Origin of the sequence: Terribacillus jepli (assembly GCF_047228925.1) — a bacterium.
In the GTDB taxonomy this organism is placed as follows: Bacteria; Bacillota; Bacilli; order Bacillales; family Amphibacillaceae; genus Terribacillus.
On record NZ_JBFEGH010000012.1, the window covers coordinates 115442 to 132428 of the forward strand.

Annotated in this window: 18 protein-coding genes and 1 riboswitch; of the genes, 4 read left to right on the forward strand and 14 right to left on the reverse strand. The window is 44.1% G+C overall.

The window, feature by feature from the left end; translation table 11 throughout:
- Nucleotides 1-50: 50 nt before the first annotated feature.
- The 11 genes from AB1K91_RS14035 to AB1K91_RS14085 all read right to left on the reverse strand — a co-directional run bounded on the left by AB1K91_RS14035 (nt 51) and on the right by AB1K91_RS14085 (nt 9297).
- Nucleotides 51-878 (reverse strand): hypothetical protein, encoded by an 828-nt coding sequence (locus AB1K91_RS14035; RefSeq protein ID WP_413090632.1) that lies wholly within the window; start codon nt 876-878, stop codon nt 51-53.
- A gap of 128 nt (nt 879-1006) precedes the next feature.
- Entirely contained in the window at nt 1007-1495 is a 489-nt protein-coding gene (locus AB1K91_RS14040) for a type 4a pilus biogenesis protein PilO (RefSeq protein ID WP_413090633.1), read from the reverse strand.
- Entirely contained in the window at nt 1492-1995 is a 504-nt protein-coding gene (locus AB1K91_RS14045) for a hypothetical protein (RefSeq protein ID WP_413090634.1), read from the reverse strand. The genes AB1K91_RS14040 and AB1K91_RS14045 overlap by 4 nt, the downstream gene beginning before the upstream one ends.
- Nucleotides 1996-2009: 14 nt before the next feature.
- Nucleotides 2010-2957, reverse strand: a complete 948-nt coding sequence (gene pilM, locus AB1K91_RS14050; RefSeq protein ID WP_413090636.1) for a type IV pilus biogenesis protein PilM — start codon at nt 2955-2957, stop codon at nt 2010-2012.
- A gap of 13 nt (nt 2958-2970) precedes the next feature.
- Entirely contained in the window at nt 2971-3726 is a 756-nt protein-coding gene (locus tag AB1K91_RS14055; protein WP_413090637.1) for a prepilin peptidase, read from the reverse strand.
- 63 nt (nt 3727-3789) lie between these two features.
- The gene (locus AB1K91_RS14060) at nt 3790-4227 is read right to left on the reverse strand and encodes a type II secretion system protein (RefSeq protein WP_413090638.1); all 438 of its coding nucleotides are present in this window, start codon (nt 4225-4227) and stop codon (nt 3790-3792) included.
- Between the two features lie 52 nt (nt 4228-4279).
- Nucleotides 4280-4362, reverse strand: a riboswitch (cyclic di-GMP riboswitch).
- Between the two features lie 82 nt (nt 4363-4444).
- A complete protein-coding gene (locus AB1K91_RS14065; RefSeq protein WP_413090640.1) occupies nt 4445-5653 on the reverse strand; it encodes a type II secretion system F family protein in 1209 nt (402 codons plus the stop codon).
- Nucleotides 5654-6694: a type IV pilus twitching motility protein PilT gene (locus AB1K91_RS14070; protein ID WP_413090641.1), complete on the reverse strand. Its 1041-nt coding sequence runs from the start codon at nt 6692-6694 to the stop codon at nt 5654-5656.
- 11 nt (nt 6695-6705) lie between these two features.
- Entirely contained in the window at nt 6706-8328 is a 1623-nt protein-coding gene (locus tag AB1K91_RS14075; protein WP_413090643.1) for a GspE/PulE family protein, read from the reverse strand.
- Between the two features lie 128 nt (nt 8329-8456).
- The gene (locus AB1K91_RS14080; protein ID WP_413090645.1) at nt 8457-8849 is read right to left on the reverse strand and encodes a hypothetical protein; all 393 of its coding nucleotides are present in this window, start codon (nt 8847-8849) and stop codon (nt 8457-8459) included.
- Nucleotides 8833-9297 carry a PulJ/GspJ family protein gene (locus tag AB1K91_RS14085; protein WP_413090646.1) on the reverse strand — a complete coding sequence of 155 codons (465 nt, stop codon included), beginning with the start codon at nt 9295-9297 and terminating at the stop codon, nt 8833-8835. The genes AB1K91_RS14080 and AB1K91_RS14085 overlap by 17 nt, the downstream gene beginning before the upstream one ends.
- 37 nt (nt 9298-9334) lie before the next feature.
- Here AB1K91_RS14085 and AB1K91_RS14090 point away from each other — a divergent pair, with 37 nt between their 5' ends.
- On the forward strand, nt 9335-10861 hold the full coding sequence (locus AB1K91_RS14090) for a PilW family protein (RefSeq protein WP_413090647.1): 1527 nt from the start codon (nt 9335-9337) through the stop codon (nt 10859-10861).
- 40 nt (nt 10862-10901) lie between these two features.
- On the opposite strand, the gene AB1K91_RS14095 is transcribed toward AB1K91_RS14090, so the two are convergent.
- The 3 genes from AB1K91_RS14095 to AB1K91_RS14105 form a co-directional block, all read right to left on the reverse strand.
- Nucleotides 10902-11429, reverse strand: a complete 528-nt coding sequence (locus tag AB1K91_RS14095; RefSeq protein WP_413090648.1) for a YceI family protein — start codon at nt 11427-11429, stop codon at nt 10902-10904.
- Nucleotides 11430-11536: 107 nt separating this feature from the next.
- Nucleotides 11537-13276, reverse strand: coding sequence for a sensor domain-containing diguanylate cyclase (locus tag AB1K91_RS14100; protein WP_413090649.1), 1740 nt, complete (start codon nt 13274-13276; stop codon nt 11537-11539).
- A 51-nt stretch (nt 13277-13327) separates the two neighbouring features.
- Nucleotides 13328-14560, reverse strand: a complete 1233-nt coding sequence (locus AB1K91_RS14105; RefSeq protein ID WP_413090651.1) for a bifunctional folylpolyglutamate synthase/dihydrofolate synthase — start codon at nt 14558-14560, stop codon at nt 13328-13330.
- 112 nt (nt 14561-14672) lie between these two features.
- Here AB1K91_RS14105 and AB1K91_RS14110 point away from each other — a divergent pair, with 112 nt between their 5' ends.
- Genes AB1K91_RS14110 through AB1K91_RS14120 form a run of 3 tightly spaced genes read left to right on the forward strand, consistent with a single transcriptional unit; the run spans nt 14673 to nt 16923 of the window.
- Nucleotides 14673-15566, forward strand: a complete 894-nt coding sequence (locus tag AB1K91_RS14110; protein WP_413090652.1) for an ATP-grasp domain-containing protein — start codon at nt 14673-14675, stop codon at nt 15564-15566.
- Nucleotides 15563-16423: an ATP-grasp domain-containing protein gene (locus AB1K91_RS14115; RefSeq protein WP_413090654.1), complete on the forward strand. Its 861-nt coding sequence runs from the start codon at nt 15563-15565 to the stop codon at nt 16421-16423. The genes AB1K91_RS14110 and AB1K91_RS14115 overlap by 4 nt, the downstream gene beginning before the upstream one ends.
- Nucleotides 16411-16923, forward strand: coding sequence for a 2'-5' RNA ligase family protein (locus AB1K91_RS14120; RefSeq protein ID WP_413090655.1), 513 nt, complete (start codon nt 16411-16413; stop codon nt 16921-16923). The genes AB1K91_RS14115 and AB1K91_RS14120 overlap by 13 nt, the downstream gene beginning before the upstream one ends.
- The last annotated feature ends 64 nt before the right edge of the window (nt 16924-16987 follow it).

Below are 16987 nucleotides of genomic sequence, written 5' to 3' on the forward strand. Positions count from 1 at the left end.
AATCAGATTAAATAATAGAAGTTCCTTACCAATAGTAATACAGATAGTTTTCATTGACCCTCGGCAGCAAGGGTGGCGGCCTCATGCCAAACCGGCAGCAGCATGCTAGTGGTAAAATTGCCTTGCTCCATCGCAGTTACCGCTTCATCCGATGCTGTCTTGACAGCTGCCGCTTCCGCCGGGATTTTCTCCTGCCAAGCTTTCCAAAGAGCCGGATCCTGATTCTCGCCTGCTGCAAGCAGCACTGCCAGCTCGTCCAGCCAAGCACTGCTGCCTGTCTCAACGGCAGGGTCCCATTGCTTCACATAGCTCTCGTAGCCCTGAGCCTGCAGCTGGGAGCCAAGTGTTTGGGCCTCTTCTTTTGATCCAGCCATCCCTGTCAGCAGGAAAAATTGACCGCTCTTTTCCCACAGCACAGCTGGAATTCCGGCATCCACGTATTTCTGAACAACGTCCTGCCCAATGTCTTCCTGATTATAAACGCCACCTTGCACAACATAGGCAGTCAAATCGCTAAACGCTCCTGCATTAGCTGCAGCTTCCTTCGTTGCTGCCGGAGCCGCCACGCCACTTGTCTCCGATTCCATGCCGGCTGTATAACGGAGCAATAAGAAACCCAGCACGACTCCAATCAAGGCAGCACCAAGGGCAGCTGCCGCCAGCTTCTTCGCCATTGGTGACAATGTTACACCGCTTTTCTCTGATTTTTTCTTATTCAACTGGTCCAGCACCGGCACATCCTTCTCGACAGTGGCAGCTGTTTCTTCGTCATAAAGTGTGTAGCTTCCCTCACCGATCATCTCTTCTTTTGACTGTTGCTGTTGCTCCTTCTGCTTCTTACCGCCAATCTTGACAGAAAACCGCTTCTTCTCTTCCATCCTGGCACCTCTTTTATCATTGATAGGGCTAACTCTAGCACAGGTAGAAATAGAAGTAAGAGAAATGCTGTCGAGACAAAAAAAGAGTGTTCGACAGGATGAACCTATCAAACACGCTTTTCTACGAATTAAGATGCAGGATTATAAAATACCCGTAAAGATATCGTTGCAATATAGCTATTTTCCGAAGCATTTGTCACGTCGATTTGCTCAATTTCAGCTTTGCGCTCCATTGCATCGACTTCTGTCAGGAACTTATGCAATGCTTTGTAACCAGATGACGAGATGCTCATTTGATATACAAACGCACCCTCCGATTCCATTTCTGCATCATTACTGATAGACGTAATCGTTGTGTCATTCGCTTTTGCTATTTTCGCCAATTCCTTCAGCAGTTCGTTCTCCAGCGGTGCATCTGGTACTGCCTCTTGCTCCGCAGTTACCTTCGACGCTGTCAGGGATCTTTCTTGGTTAAGTACGACTGTTTCTACGACGCTGACATCATTTTTCACTGGCATTACGTATAGAACATAGCACATCACTGTAAGCAAAATGACAAACAGAAAAGCGAATATCATAATTTTACGCCTTTGGGATGCATCCGACCAATTGATCATTCTGCATTCACCTCACTTGCCCATGCTGCTTGATCCACTGTGATCGTAAAGACAGCTTGAAAACTGTCTGCTCCTTGAGGCGACAGAGATTGCAAGGAAGCTCGAGTTACAAAGCCTGTATCTTGCACCTGTTGTATGTAGTCCGCCGCCGCATCCGTACTTTCAACTAACAACGCAACCGTAATGGCTTCGTTGGCCGGGCTGCTGTAGCTGATGAGTTCCGTACCTTTAGGTGCGAGTCCTTTCAGTTTGTCCATCAATTCGACCGGATGGGGAAGAGCTGTACTGCTTGTACCAGCACCGGCCGCACTTTGCGCATCCAACAGCGTCTGATTGGAAGCTTGCTTGGCTTCCAAATCGGAAAGCTCACCTTTTGCAGTCAACAACTGCCACGTAAATAATACAACACAAATAAGGAACACCCCGCCAAGGATACTGAGGAACAAAATCGGGGAGCGCTGCCTCTCTGATTGTTTTCGAAGTAAATTGATTTCGAGCATGTCCACTGTCCCCTTTATAACTTCTTCATGGATAAACCTAGAACATCGGCATAAGCAAGCGGCAGTTCATCCATCATCTCTTGCCGGAATGTGACCGTCTCGATTTGCAATCGCTGCCTCAGCTCGTCCATTACATCTTCCAGCTGCTCATAGTCACCAGAAACAAGCAGCTTTGTAATACCAGCTTCGCCATTCATGACGGAATAACGATAAAAATCCATGAACCTTTCAATTTCTGTCATCTGTTCTTCCAAATAAGCACGAGCCCGATCCGCTTCGTCTTGATAAAATAAATCCTGCTCCATGTGCTCCTGCAAGTTACCAAAGCTCGTTTGCGGTTGTCTGATGAATAATGGCATGTCCCGATGAAATGCCGTAAGCATCAAGCCGCTGCGATTCCATTGCAGAAGCAGCAGATGATCATCGGTTGTTTCTTTATACTGTTGCATGTAAAGGCGATAAAGCGATAAAGAAGCTAAATCGGCTGCAACAGGCTGAAGTCCTGCTTCCTTGAACGCCAGTTGAAAATCATCCACACGCTTCCCCGGGTAAGCTACCAGTAAAATTGTATTGCTTCCTTCCCCTTCCTCCAAAATCTCGAAATCAAGAACTGGATCCTCAAAAGGCAGCTGAATGGTATGGTGAAGCTCGGTATAAAGAAACGGCTTGATCTCCTCCCATTTCAGTTGCTTTGGAACCTGGTGCCGGCGAAGCGTCACAGCTTGATCCGGCAGCGTGAAAAGCAGCTTACGCCCCTTCCAGCTATTTTCCTCAACCAATTTCCGGACGGCTTTTGTCAGCTGATCGGCATGCTCCAATTTTCCTTGACGGATCGTCCCCTGCGGCAGTTCGATACTGCCGAAACTATTTTCGTTACGGAATCCGGCTGGCACTCCTGCCGCATACCGTAATACCGTTTCCTGTATGATGATGTACACTTGTTTGCCTTGCTTCTTGAACATGATCTTCCCTCATTTAAAAGAATGAATTGATGTACCAGCCAATCAATTGATCGCCATGGAAATAAGTGATAAGCGCACCCAATAAAATATACGGACCAAACGGAATTGCCTGCTTCCGATTCAGTATCTTCGCTGAAAGGAGAACAAGACTGATAACCGCTCCTATCACAGAAGATAGGAAGAAAGTAAGCAATACACCCTTCCAGCCAAGTATCACACCGAGCACCACGAACAATTTCAAATCTCCGCCGCCCATACCTCCCCGGCTGAATAAAATGACGAGGAAAAGCAGGACAAACGCCACAATGGCTCCAACAATCGAATCCCACCATGGCTCTAATGGAGTGATAATGCGGAGAATGATGAATAGAGGAAGGAAAAACAGTAGAATCTTATTCGGTATCAGCATGAAACGCATGTCCGTCACGAACAGAATTGCCGACATTGATACTAATATCAATGCTGTAACTAACTCCCACTGCAACCCAATCACAAAATAGCTGTACCCGAATAATAACCCTGCTGCAAGTTCCGTGAATGGATAAAGTGGCGAAATCCTCTGTTTACAATGACGGCATTTTCCACCGAGAACGATGTATGAGATTACTGGTATTAAATCATATGCCTTGATTTGATGCTTGCAGTTTGGGCAGTATGAGCGTTCTGATTGGAACATTTTCTTCTCAGGTACCCGCATTCCGACAACATTGTAGAATGAGCCGAGAACAGCCCCTAGTATAATGAAGTAAATCAGTAGGAAAATCGACATATTATCGCTCCTTGCTTATGTAAACACAGAAATCTCTCACAAGGAGAGATTTCTGATAATCTATTAGTTTGTTGCAGAATGTGTATCCGCTTTTTCATTTGCTTCTGCTCCGGCTGTGCCCACAGGCTCGTCATCTTTGCCAAACTCATAAACTTCGGCTTTATATTGTCCGTTTTCAAGTGTAACTTCACTTCTTGCTCTATCATAAGACTTACCATCTTCAGGATTTTGGGGTGCGCTCAAGTAGCCGCCTTTGATCAACTCATCCAATGTGTAAGATGAAGTATCGTCTCCACCATCTTTTACAGAAGCCAAGCGTGCAGCTTCGATCATTTGCTGTGCTGTAGCATTATGTGCGTCCTGTCGGCTATCACCAATTAAACCAGAAATTACAGGGATTGCAATGGCAGCTAAAATACCAAGGATAACAATGACAGCAAGCAACTCAACTAATGTGAAGCCTTTTTCTGATTTCATTCTCTTTTTCAAAAACTTTTTCATTGTGGACACTCCTTTGTTATGTAGTAGTTTCCGGCCACGTGGAAACGAATAGGATCAATATGGCCGGTTGCACTACTAGCTCCAAAATAACCAAGTGCCCACATAAAGTTATTTTATCATCGCTTCCTATTAATCTAGTAAGATTATAACAGACAAAGCATGAAAATCTACCTAAAAAATGAAAAGTTAACAGAGATTTTGTCAATATTATAGTACTTTAATACTGCAAGTTCTCATAAAGGGAGAACATTGGTAAAATGACGGCTGTAACAATGCTTCCTACCATTATCGAAAGGACAAGAATCAAAACTGGTTCCAGCAACGATTTCAATCGCTCCGCAGCATAATCCAGTTCTTGCTCATAAAAGTTTGCCGCTCGATCCAGCAAGCTATCCAAAGAACCGGTTTTTTCCCCTACCCGTATCATCTGGGTAATCATTGGAGGAAAGGCCCAGTGAGCTTCCATAGGCCCAGCAAGGGAGTCGCCTTTCTCAACCGTTTCATAGCAATCTTTCATTACCTTATCCATTACATTATTCTGTAGAATACGACTGGAAATTCGGAGGGCGTCCAAAATTGGTACAGAACTTTCCAGAAGGGAACTCATTGTCCTTGTCATTCGAGCGAGTATCGCTTTTTGATAGAAACTGCCAAACACTGGTATTTTCAATTTAATGCTATCCATAAATAGCTTGCCTTTAGGCTGGCTTATGATGACCCGATAAAAAACTACAAAAAGTAGTAGGCAAAGGACGCCAAGATACCAATATTTCTGCATCCCTTCCGATAAAAGCAGGATAAACGCCGTATACGCCGGCAACTCAGCATCCATACTGGCGAACATGCCAGTGAATTGTGGGAAGATGATTACAAGAAGTGCGATACAAATGGAAAGTGCAACCAAAGCCACAAGTACAGGATAACTTAAAGCGGTTATTACTTTCTGCCGCATATCATATTGCTTCTCATAATAAACCGCCATCTTATTGAGTACATCATCCAATTCCCCGCTTGCTTCTCCAGCTCTTATCATATTAACGAATAACTCTGGAAAGATTTTCGGATGCTTCTCAACAGCGTCTGAGAATCGAATACCTTCGATAAGATCAGTACGTACGTTCTTCAGCGTATCCTTGAGGAATTTATCCTTTGTCTGTTCCTGTAAAAGACCCGTTGCTTCCACCAATGGCACCCCAGCCTCGATCAGAGTGGAAAGCTGACGTAAAAAGATGATGAACTCTTTCTTCTTCACACGTTTACCGAAAGACAGTTCCTTATGTAAAATCCGGTTTAACTCCCGTAACTCGAAAACGATAAGCTGCTGGCGCTGTAGCTTATCCAGCGCATCCTGACGGTTTTCTGCCTGGACTTTGCCTCTTTTCAGCTTTCCGAGCATATCACGGGCAGCATATTGATAATAAGCCATTTACACACCTCGCTCTTCCAGGAATGGCGCCACCTGATCCATGGTCACAATTCCCCCAGCAACCATCTTACGAATGGTCATATCCATCGTATGCATACCCTGATCACGGGAAGTTTGCATGATGCTAGGAATCTGATGCATCTTCCCATTTCGAATCAGATTCTTGATGGCAGACGTGTTGACGAGCAATTCCGTCAGAGCTTTCCGTCCCTGCCCATCTGCCCGCCTTACTAGTCTTTGAGATAAAACGGCTGTCAGTACACTTGCGAGCTGAATACGGATTTGCGGCTGTTGTTCAGCGGGGAAAACGTCAATTATTCTATCAATCGTTTGCGATGCCGAACTGGTATGCAATGTCGCCAACACAAGGTGACCTGTTTCTGCTGCGGTAATTGCTGTTGAGATCGTCTCCAAGTCACGAAGCTCCCCAACGAGGATCACATCGGGATCTTGCCGTAAACATGCCCGCAGTCCATTTGCAAAGTTATCCGTATCCAAGCCGACTTCACGCTGGTCGATTATGCACTGATCATGCTTGTGCAAATACTCAATCGGATCCTCAAGTGTGATGATATGCCGCTGCATACTTGTATTCATATGATGAATCATCGCAGCCAAAGTGGTGCTCTTCCCGCTTCCGGTTGGCCCTGTTACAAGCAGCAGACCTTGTGGTTTTCCTGACAGCATTTTCAAAACATCAGGTAATTCAAGATCAGCCAGTGTCGGTACATTTGTCGGCACAACGCGTACTGCCAATGAGACACATCCACGCTGATGATATGCATTGATTCGAAATCGGGATATACCGGGGATGCTGTAAGAAAGATCCACTTCCCCTATTTCTTTGAAGCGATTCCACAGCTTATCACTTAATATAGCTTTTGCCATCTCCTCGGTGTCCTGCGGTTTCAGGTTTTCTCCCTGATGCCGTTTCAGCACACCATGAACACGAAAAATCGGGGGAACTGCAACAGTCAGATGAATATCTGATGCTTTCATTTCCATTGCCGTCATCAATAATTGGTCAAATGTCTCTTTCATCTTGCAGCTCCTTAACCATCCACCGTAATCCGCAGAACCTCTTCCACGGTTGTCATTCCTTGTACAGCTTTTTCCAAGCCATCATCAATCAACATTTTCATGCCATTTCCAACTGCAGCTTGCTTGATTTCATCCACGGAACGCTGCTGAATCAGCATTGCCCTAATTTGATCATCCACGATTAGCAGCTCATGAACAGCCATGCGGCCTCTATAGCCTGTCTGTTTACAGCTGTTACACCCTTTTCCGCGGTATAAAATATCAGTCTCAAGTCCGTGCCTTGCAAGCAGCTCGGCTTCCAAATCATTTGGGGTATAAGCTTCTTTGCAGTCACGGCAAATTCGTTTTACCAACCGCTGTGCGACAACACCTGTTACCGAAGAGACCACAAGATATGGCTCGATTTTCATATCCAGCAAACGCGGTATCGAGGCAATAGCATTATTTGTATGCAATGTACTGAATACAAGATGGCCAGTGAGAGATGCGCGGACTGCAATTTCTGCAGTTTCCCTATCACGAATCTCCCCGACCATAATGATATTTGGATCCTGACGAAGAATCGAACGCAAGCCTGCTGCGAAGGTCAGGCCAATACTGCTGTTCACCTGCATCTGGTTCACACCTTGCAATTCAAATTCCACAGGGTCTTCAACTGTAATTATGTTGTATTGCTCCCTATTCAGATGATTGATGCTGGCATAAAGACCTGATGACTTCCCTGAACCAGTTGGACCTGTAAACAGAATCAACCCAGAAGGCTGTTCGATTAAACGACTGTATTTTTGATAGTTCCCTTCACTGAAATCCAGCTCATCCAAACTCTTAATCACGTTGCTCAAATCAAGAATCCGGATAACCACTTTCTCTCCGAATACGGTTGGCAGGACACTAATTCGCAAGTCAACATGAGTATTTTCCATTTTTAGCTTAATCCTGCCATCTTGAGGCAAACGTGTCTCTGTAATGTTCATATTAGCAAGGATCTTGACGCGTGCTACAACTGCAGCCTGGATAGATTTCGGCAAAGTCCTCTCCCGACGGAGATCACCATCAATCCGGTAACGAACTTGGACTTCTGTTTCGTATGGATCCATATGTATATCACTGGCTTTCAACTGAACGCCAGCACTGATCAGCTGTTCCACAATCCGTATGGCAGGTGCTGCCTCCGCGGCAAAGTCTGTGCGTGACTCCCCTGTTTCAGCTTCCTTGTATACACTCGTAATTGCTTCCAAAATATCTGCTTTGGATGCAATTACCGGCTTAATCGAGAATCCAGTGTACATTTCCATATCATCGATTGCGTAGTAGTCCATTGGATCGTACATCGCAACCGTCAAAATGTTATTTTCCCTGCTTAAAGGAATGACAGTATGCTTTCTCGCGAACTGAACCGGCAAGAGCTTAACCAATTCAAGTTGGAATGGATAGCGGAAAAGGGAAACATGCGGGATACCAAGCTGGAATTCCAGCACTTCGATCAATTGCTGTTCCGTTATGTATCCTTTTTCAAGCAGTAAATCTCCAAGCTTCTGCCCTGGCTGCTGTTCTTCGATTGCAGCTAGAACCTGCTCCTCGCTAACCAATCCAGCTTTTTTCAGTAATTCACCTAGTTTCTTCTTTTTCGCCATACTTCCACTTCCTATCTTGAGGTTCTACAAAGTTCTTCCTGTCTCTTGCTATTAAATTACTAATAATATAGTCTTAGAATAAAATGAAAATCAATACTTTTGTAGGATAATTCCTTCTATCCTTGGAACTACTCTACTATCGGTATCGTTTCAACCCGCTGAACATTTTCCTTATCTATCAGAATACCGACTGTGACATTGATATGATCCGATTCAACTGCAGCTGCGAGTGTAATATCCCGCTGATCGATTGTAATTCTTTCAGGTAAGCTCTTTAGTATTTCTGTAAGTTTCTCTTGCGTCATACTGTTTGAACCAGCTTCTTGTTTGATATAAGTACTTACATATACAGCAGCCATATGGGAAAGATCTGATTCCAGTGTGGCAGCTTCCTGTTTATTCATTTGTCTGCTAGTTGTTGCAAGCTGTGAGAAGAGGATTATACCAATGATAGTGAATAAGACGATGATCCACAGGACGAGGACTAACGCCGCACCTCTTTCGTTACGGAGCCTGTACATCAGAAACCTCCTCACTTGACAGGAATTTTCTTGCCGTACCCTCTGTTACTGGTTTTTCAGCAGCGTTTTCTATTGTAAACACAGCTTGTATCAAGTTCTCTACATCCCCTTGATCGAATGCACATAAGCTGACACGGACTTTATATGAAATATCTCCTATCACTTCCTCTTCGGGAAACTCAATGGCATCTGCCAGCTGTTGATTTGAGCAAGATTGAAGCGGAGCGCTTTTTCCTATTTTACGTTGGACGTCTGTCAGGGAGTGAAATTGGGATGCTACTACCTGAGCTGCTTCATTTGTTTTCAATGTGTCACCGTTGACTCTATTATGAATGGCAGCTTGTGTGAAGATGGGAATAAAGGCAGTGATGACAAAAGCTAAAATTGTCAAACCAACTAAAATTTCAAGCAGTGTAAAGCCACGCTGTTTATGTACGATATCTTTCATTTAATCCACCTCATCAATAGTAATGGGAGTGTTTATTATGTCGAATGAAAAAGGATTTACTTTAATAGAACTGCTTGGCGGACTGGTCCTTTTCAGCTTGATCACAATCTCAGCCGTTTCGATAACTGCCCAGGCGCTTCAGCAAAATGATATTGCCGAACAAGATAATAGTTTGCGAAATGATGCTGCATATGTCACGCAAGTTCTTCGTAATGCTTATGAAAATGGTACATTAAACAATGTCTGCCTAGTCGACGGGTACAACTTGGAATCTCCAGATGGAGCGAAAATCGACCTTCATCTTACAGGAGACAATACATTAACCAATATCGAATTCCAGTATCCAGAAGCAGAAAACACGCAACCGGAATGTTTTAATTCTCAATCAGAAGTCCAAACTTTGCAAGTAAATTTTACTATATCTAACCAAGAAGATGAGACTTTTGACGTAGATACTGCCTTTACAAAACCAACTACTGATGAGTTGTCTATAGCTATATCTCAACCCACTCCGCCAGACAATGGCAATGATGATAGTGACGATGATGAAGAACCGGGCGATTCGACAAATCCAGGTGACAATACGGAAGATCCAGGTAATGACACCGATAATCCAGAAAAACCCGGAAATCCGGGTGATAACGAAAATGAAACAACTCCTGGTGATTCAGAAGAGGATACACCTCCTGATACCGATGAACCATACGAACCAGAAGAACCGTCAGATCCAACAACGAATATACCTGATGGCTGCGACTATTATGGGGACACGAAACTAGCAGATTCCCAATTCGGGGATTGGAAGTATTGCCCGATAATAAATATTCATCAAGGCAGTTTATGGATACCGATGAGTACGTCAATCTTCATCCAATTCAATATCGATCATAATTTTTATGTTACTGGAGATTTAGTTGGACAACAAAACGCTGTTATTAATGCTAAGGATGATTCCTTCATCAAAAACAATGTAAATTTACACTCCCAGAATGTCTTTACTGGCCGCAATCTGACAGCTGGCGGCACTTTCATATTGGATACGAATAGTTCCGTTAATCTGAAAGAATCTTTGCAAACTGGTGGGGCTACTCAATTTAGATCCAATACGAAAGTGACAACGGGGAAAGATTTATCACTTGGCGGTAATACGACCATACAGGAGAATGCCAAAGTAAATGCAGGCGGTAACTTTCTACTTAATGGGAACCTGCAGCTTACCAGCAATCCTGGTGTCATCATCCAAGGTAATACAGAGATTAAGGGATCCTATAATTCTGAGAATAATAGCTATGTAGAAGTAGGTAAAAACTTTACAATTGATAAAAAGATTACTTTAAAAAGTAACTCTGTACTTTACATTAAAGGCAGTGCTTATTTAAATGGTGAAGTACATGTTCAGGAAAATGCTCAAATCATGTCAGACGGTAACATCTACATCAAAGGCAAACTATCACCTGACTGGGGCGGCGGCACAATCTGTGCTAAAGGAGACATAAAAATGGATCGACCCTATACCGGCCATGAACTAAAAATCCTCCCCAACAACCAAAAATGCCAAAAATAAAAGACCTATCCACCCGGGATAGGTCTTTCCTATACGCTTCTCACTCCACTACAAATTCAAAATCAGCAGTGAACTTGACATCTTTCCCGATCAATACACCGCCTGTTTCAAGTGCTGCGTTGTAAGTCAGGCCGTATGCTTCGCGGTTGATTTTGCCTTCTACTTCGAAGCCGGCGATTGTGCTGCCGTCCATTGGGTTTTTGGATGTGCCGTTGTATTCCACTTTGAATGTTTCTTCGTTCGTTACGTCTTTAATTGTGAAGTCTCCAGTGATTTCGAATTCATCATCGGATAATTTCTTCACGGATTTGCTTTTGAATGTCATGGCAGGATGGTTCGCTGCATCGAAAAAGTCTCCGGATTGCAGGTGGCCGTCGCGGTCCGCGTTACCTGTGTTGATTGTCGCTGCTTGGATTGTTGCTGTAACGGATGAGTTATCCAAATCATTCAAATCTCCGCTGAATTGCACATCGAAGTCTTCGAATTTCCCCTTTGCTTTGGAAACCATCATATGTTTTACCGTGAATGAGATACTGCTGTGTGCTTTATCCAATTTCAAAACTGCCATGTTCGTTCCTCCTCAGTATTGTTTCTTCATTAAGTTACTTTACGTAAGTAACTATATATTAATTACTCCATTACGTCAAGAACTTCTTTAATAAAAAAACATTCCTTTTACGAAGGAATGTTTTCTGGCGTCTGTTTTAATTCATTATAGGAACTCACGCGGTTCCGGCCTTTTTGTTTGGCACCGATATACATGGCACGGTCGGCATGACGCACCAGTTCCAGGGCGTCTTCACTATTTTCCGGATAGCAGGCAACACCAATGCTTGCTGTCACATCCAGTACTACATTCTGCCCGCTGTCCAAGGTATGCTTGGTTTCAAATGGATGTGCAGTGATACTTTTCCAGATAGCTTCTGCTATTTCTTCAGCTTGAGAGGATCCATGGCGGGGTAGGATGACCGCAAATTCTTCTCCTCCATAACGAGCCAGTATTGCTGCCTCACCCACTGTCTCGCGCAATCTCTCAGCTACTTCCCGCAGGACATCATTCCCTGCTTCATGTCCATACATGTCATTCACCTGTTTGAAATGGTCCAAATCTATCATGATTAATGATACTGTATGCTCTGGCGTTATGTCTTGGAAAAGCTCGTTGAGTGCATTTTCAAAGTAACGATAGTTATATAAGCCTGTCAAAGGACACCGCTCACTGATCTGTTTCGTTTGCTCATAGTGGTATGCATTCAACAAGCTTACAGCCATGAAGTTTGCCAGTAAGTCGACCAGCATGAATTGGTATTTTTCATATATATTCCGCTGCTCGGAAAGAAGGACAAGGATGCCGATTATCTGATTGTCCCGTTCTATGGGCAAGCACATGAGACTTTCACTGTGAGAGGGGGCTGTTTCTTTCCATTTACCTATCCACTGCTTCCGTTTTCCGTAACGGACACCAGTCCCGCTCATCCAAACAGATCCGGCGATACCTTCTTCTTTTTTCTTTCTATCTCCTTGCTGGTAAAAGGAACGTTCTTTCGGATCATAAAGCCGAATCAGCTTAAGATCCTTCCTATTAGTAACGTCATACAAATAGGCTTGGTCGACCGGAACAAGCGAGACAATCCGCTCCATGAAAAGATCCAATGTTTCTTTTACGTTCAGCCGAGCAGTCAAATCATGCCCTATCTCACTGACAAGGCGAAGATGTTCATTCATACTGCGGCTCCTATAATAGAGACGCAATATATAAGAAGTACTTGCAATCGAAAAACCGATGAATACAACTGCGATAGGACCGATTTTATGATAAAGCAAATGCAAAAGGAGCGCAGCCGGGAGGATGTAAAAGGTCGTCATGAATTCCCAGAAAAAGCTTCGCTCGAAAATCTTATCCCGCTTGCCATAAATATACCTTCTCGTCAATGTAATCAAAAGGTGGTTCATCAAAAAAAGTGTCAATGAGTATGCGAGGATGCCAACAATATGCATCGGGGTCTCCAAAGCTTGAGCAGCATTTCCAGGAAGGTCGAACAAACTGTATATTCCAGCTGCTGAGACACTCATCAGTAAGAACATCAAATAATTCAAAGGGATGCGAAACAAACCTTCCCTTGTCATCCGGACTTGCAGCAATACGATGGTAACACTTACTGTAGTGATGATTAACTCCACAAATAAACCGAAATTCAGATAGATGACAAGCGTGATACCATTCAGGAAAAAGACAGGTATCTGGTTGACCATGATCGGAAAGAGCGCCACAATGATTGCCAGTGCGGTGAAAGCACCGAGGTCAAGCCATTTCAGATCATCCAGATTCGTTTGTTGATAGATGATATATAAGGAAGCCGGCCAAATGATAGCCCAAGCTGCCCATATCCATCGTTTCTCGCTGCTGTTCACCATCTAGCTTCTTCCTTCCTAACAGCGTACAAATAAAGATTCAGATAATTTAAACTACCATAGTTTTCTATTTCCCACAATATACTTTCTGACTTGGTAGATGAAATGCAGGGAGCCTGTAACAAAATAGACCGTATCGTATTGGTCAAGCCGGTATAAATGCTCAACCCATTCCTGCCAATCAGGAACGATATTCACTGTGGGAGAGACCTTCACCAAACTCTCCATGTCGATGGCTCTCGCATGCTCGAAAGTTGTCAGGGATATATTTGTCGTTAACTCACTCAGCTGCCGGATCATTTGTTCAAAAGGCTTGTCCTGGAATGCACTGAATAAAAAATGTATTTTCGTATCCGGGTAGTTTTCTTTAACAGTTTGGATGAATGTTGCCATCCCTTCTGCATTATGAGCTCCATCCAGGATGATTTTTGGTTCTTCTTCCACCAGCTCGAACCTACCCGGAAGCTGAGCCTGGCTGATTGCTTCCTTCACTTTTTTGTTATCGAGTGAAATACCCAATTCCTGCAGCGCATGGCAAGCTTCTGCTGCAACTGCTGCATTTAACCTTTGATGGGCTCCTTTCATCTTCGGATTGATCTGTAAACGATCAGCGTCTTGTGCCTCTACCCAGGTAATTTGTACAGCTGCTGCTTTTGCTTGCTGTTCCAATACTGCTCGCGCTTCACTTTGGGTTACAGCGCTGATCACCGGGGCCCCTGGCTTGATTATGCCTGCCTTTTCTTCTGCAATAGCGGAAATCGTATCTCCTAAAAAGCGCTGGTGGTCGAGTCCGATATTGGTAATAATACTTAGGATAGGCTGAAGGACATTGGTGGCATCACCACGCCCGCCCATGCCAGCTTCAATAACACAGATATCAGCTTGCTCGGCAAGATGGCAATATGCAATACAAACATGAATTTCGAATTCGCTCGGATAATCTTCAGCTCTGTCCATCTCTTCTATAATTGGCAAAAGCCGGTTGCATGCAGCTGTGAACTCCTCTTCCGTTATCCATTTTCCATCCACTTGGATGCTTTCCAAAAACCCGCCGGGAGTAGGAGAAATAAAACTGCCTGTTTTCCAACCGTTATATGTCAATGCCTGGGCAAGATAGGTGGATGTCGATCCTTTTCCATTCGTCCCGGCTATATGTATGCTTTTCATCCGACGTTCGGGGTTTCCTGATGCTTGTAGCAGCTGCTGCACCCGATACAGTCCCGGCTTGATGCCAAGATGTCTGCGGTTTGCCAAAAAAGCTTCTGCTTGTGCTAGGTTTGCAAACATAAAGCATCTCCTTCCATGTATAATTGATAATTATATCAAACTAGTTTGTGCTGCCACTATAGAAATAATTTCTTCTTTTGTTGCGCATCACCCAAAGAAAGGAAATTTAGTTATGGCTACACCGAAACTTGGCTGGGTCATTTATAACGGCCATCTTGGCGGCAAGAAATTCCTCGATTTCGCTGAATGGATTCAGCGCGCCGCCCATGCCAAAGGAATGGAAATGAAAATCACTAAAAATAATGCGCTGCTTGCAATGGTTGGAACTGACAGCAGCATCCTGATTAAAGAAAAGGAACTGCCTGACTTTGTCGTATTCAGCGACAAAGATATCCCGCTTGCCCAGCAGCTTGAAGCAATGGGAGTTCCACTTTTTAATTCCAGCAAATCGATTGCTGTCTGTGACAATAAGATCCTTATGTACCAAGCTCTATCAGAAGCAGGTATCAGGATACCCAAGACGATAATCGCACCGAAAATATTCCCAGGCACACTTCCGATTCAATTGGAGACGTTTGACCCTGCAATATCGGAGCTTGGTTTCCCCATGATCGTCAAGGAAGCTTTCGGATCATTCGGCGAACAAGTGTATCTGGTACATAATAAAGAACAATTGCATCGGAAAATCACCGAAATAGGAACCGAACCATTCGTCCTGCAGGAATATATCCAGTCAAGCCACGGCAGGGATATTCGGATAAACGTTGTCGGCGGCAAAGTCGTCGCCTCCATGATTCGCACCTCGGAAACTGATTTTCGAGCGAATGTGTCGCGCGGAGGCCATATGCAGCAGTATACCCCGACCGTAAAGGAGTCCGAACTGGCTATTGAAGCTGCTGCAGCCGTTGAAACCGATTTTGCAGGAGTAGATCTTTTATTCGGGCCAAAAGGAGAACCGCTTGTATGTGAAGTGAATTCGAATGCGCATATCCGCTCTATCTATGACTGCACCGGTGTGGATGTTTCTGTATCCATCATCTCCTATATAAAAGAGGTGCTGTCATGAAAGGCTGGCTGATTTATAATCGAGCGGATGCGAAGCGCAATGCTGCTTTCATCGATTGGTTCTTGGAAGAAAGTAATCGTCTGTCGATAGACTTGCAGCTCACCTACACAGATGAGTTGCAAGTGACTCTTCAAAACGGACAAGTATACCTGCAAACGAAAGAAAACGCCATACCTGACTTTGCCATTGTAAGAACAATCGATCCTATGTTAACCGCGCAGCTGGAACAGGCTGGCGTTGCTTGTTTTAATAACGCTGAAACTAGTTCATTGGCAAACGATAAGATCAAGACACATATGGAACTAGCCAAACTGGATATCCCAATGGTGGACATGTATTTTCAGACGCACACACCCCTTTCCTTGCCGCCGCTTGCATTCCCGTTTGTATGGAAATCAGCACATGGCCGCGGTGGCAAGGATGTGCACTTGGTGGAAACAGAAACGCAGTATCAGGAGTTACAAAAACTGTACACCGATCACCCGATCGTTATGCAGAAGCTGGCTCCAACTTCAGGTAAAGATGTGCGTGTTTTTGTGATTGGCAAGAAAGTCATTGCAGCTGTCCTGCGCAGCAGCGAGCAGGATTTTCGAGCTAATTATTCACTGGGCGGCAATGCAACACTTTATTCTTTAAATACAGAGGAACTTAAACTCGTTCAACGTATCATCGATCATTATCATTTCGGCTTTGTCGGCATCGATTTTCTTTTCGATGAGAACGGAAGCTTCCTCTTCAATGAGATAGAAGATGTAGTGGGCAGCAGAACGCTGAGCAGCGTCAGTGATATCAATATCGTAAAGCTTTATTTGGAATATATAAGTCAGTTCTTGGAGGGATATGATTGTACGCTGTAGCAGGATTTTTTGATGAGCATACCGAAAGAATGATCGCGGCATTATGGACAGAGCTGCAAGAGAAAGAAATCACCGATTACCCTTTTCGACGGAAAGGACACAGGCCTCATCTCACTTTTGCTTCCATCACTGAAGTCGAGCCTGTTCTATTACATGGTCTGCAACAAATTTCAGCTCAGTATGAGCCTCTTCCATTGAGCTTCCACCTGTTCGGAAGTTTTATGAAGAGCGATGCATTTCTGCTTATCCCGAATTTGAATGGTCCATTAACCGAACTGCACCGAGAGATAAACACCCTGCATTCGGCTGCCCCGTTCTTTACTCCGGATAATTGGATTCCACACATCACGATAGCCAATTATCTGAGTCAAACTCAATTTACGGCCGTTCAGCAGCTGGCTAAACAAAAACTGGATCCGTTTATGGCAACGATGATAAATCTTGCAATCATCCAAGTCAGGGAAAGTGATGTGGTAGAATTGCAGACATATTCTTTTTAGGATTATTCGCGTCTCCTTCCGATAGGAATTGTTGGAGTGTTTTGAAAATAATTCGTACGTCTGA

Excerpts from the sequence above, each read along its gene's own strand:
- AB1K91_RS14040 (WP_413090633.1), bottom strand. The coding sequence starts at position 1,495 with ATGATCAATTGGTCGGATGCATCCCAAAGGCGTAAAATTATGATATTC.
- AB1K91_RS14065 (WP_413090640.1), bottom strand. The coding sequence starts at position 5,653 with ATGGCTTATTATCAATATGCTGCCCGTGATATGCTCGGAAAGCTGAAA.
- AB1K91_RS14110 (WP_413090652.1), top strand. The coding sequence starts at position 14,673 with ATGGCTACACCGAAACTTGGCTGGGTCATTTATAACGGCCATCTTGGC.
- AB1K91_RS14075 (WP_413090643.1), bottom strand. The coding sequence starts at position 8,328 with ATGGCGAAAAAGAAGAAACTAGGTGAATTACTGAAAAAAGCTGGATTG.
- AB1K91_RS14085 (WP_413090646.1), bottom strand. The coding sequence starts at position 9,297 with ATGAAAGATATCGTACATAAACAGCGTGGCTTTACACTGCTTGAAATT.
- AB1K91_RS14045 (WP_413090634.1), bottom strand. The coding sequence starts at position 1,995 with ATGCTCGAAATCAATTTACTTCGAAAACAATCAGAGAGGCAGCGCTCC.
- AB1K91_RS14115 (WP_413090654.1), top strand. The coding sequence starts at position 15,563 with ATGAAAGGCTGGCTGATTTATAATCGAGCGGATGCGAAGCGCAATGCT.
- AB1K91_RS14055 (WP_413090637.1), bottom strand. The coding sequence starts at position 3,726 with ATGTCGATTTTCCTACTGATTTACTTCATTATACTAGGGGCTGTTCTC.
- pilM (WP_413090636.1), bottom strand. The coding sequence starts at position 2,957 with ATGTTCAAGAAGCAAGGCAAACAAGTGTACATCATCATACAGGAAACG.
- AB1K91_RS14105 (WP_413090651.1), bottom strand. The coding sequence starts at position 14,560 with ATGTTTGCAAACCTAGCACAAGCAGAAGCTTTTTTGGCAAACCGCAGA.
- AB1K91_RS14035 (WP_413090632.1), bottom strand. The coding sequence starts at position 878 with ATGGAAGAGAAGAAGCGGTTTTCTGTCAAGATTGGCGGTAAGAAGCAG.
- AB1K91_RS14070 (WP_413090641.1), bottom strand. The coding sequence starts at position 6,694 with ATGAAAGAGACATTTGACCAATTATTGATGACGGCAATGGAAATGAAA.
- AB1K91_RS14100 (WP_413090649.1), bottom strand. The coding sequence starts at position 13,276 with ATGGTGAACAGCAGCGAGAAACGATGGATATGGGCAGCTTGGGCTATC.
- AB1K91_RS14060 (WP_413090638.1), bottom strand. The coding sequence starts at position 4,227 with ATGAAAAAGTTTTTGAAAAAGAGAATGAAATCAGAAAAAGGCTTCACA.
- AB1K91_RS14090 (WP_413090647.1), top strand. The coding sequence starts at position 9,335 with ATGTCGAATGAAAAAGGATTTACTTTAATAGAACTGCTTGGCGGACTG.
- AB1K91_RS14080 (WP_413090645.1), bottom strand. The coding sequence starts at position 8,849 with ATGTACAGGCTCCGTAACGAAAGAGGTGCGGCGTTAGTCCTCGTCCTG.
- AB1K91_RS14095 (WP_413090648.1), bottom strand. The coding sequence starts at position 11,429 with ATGGCAGTTTTGAAATTGGATAAAGCACACAGCAGTATCTCATTCACG.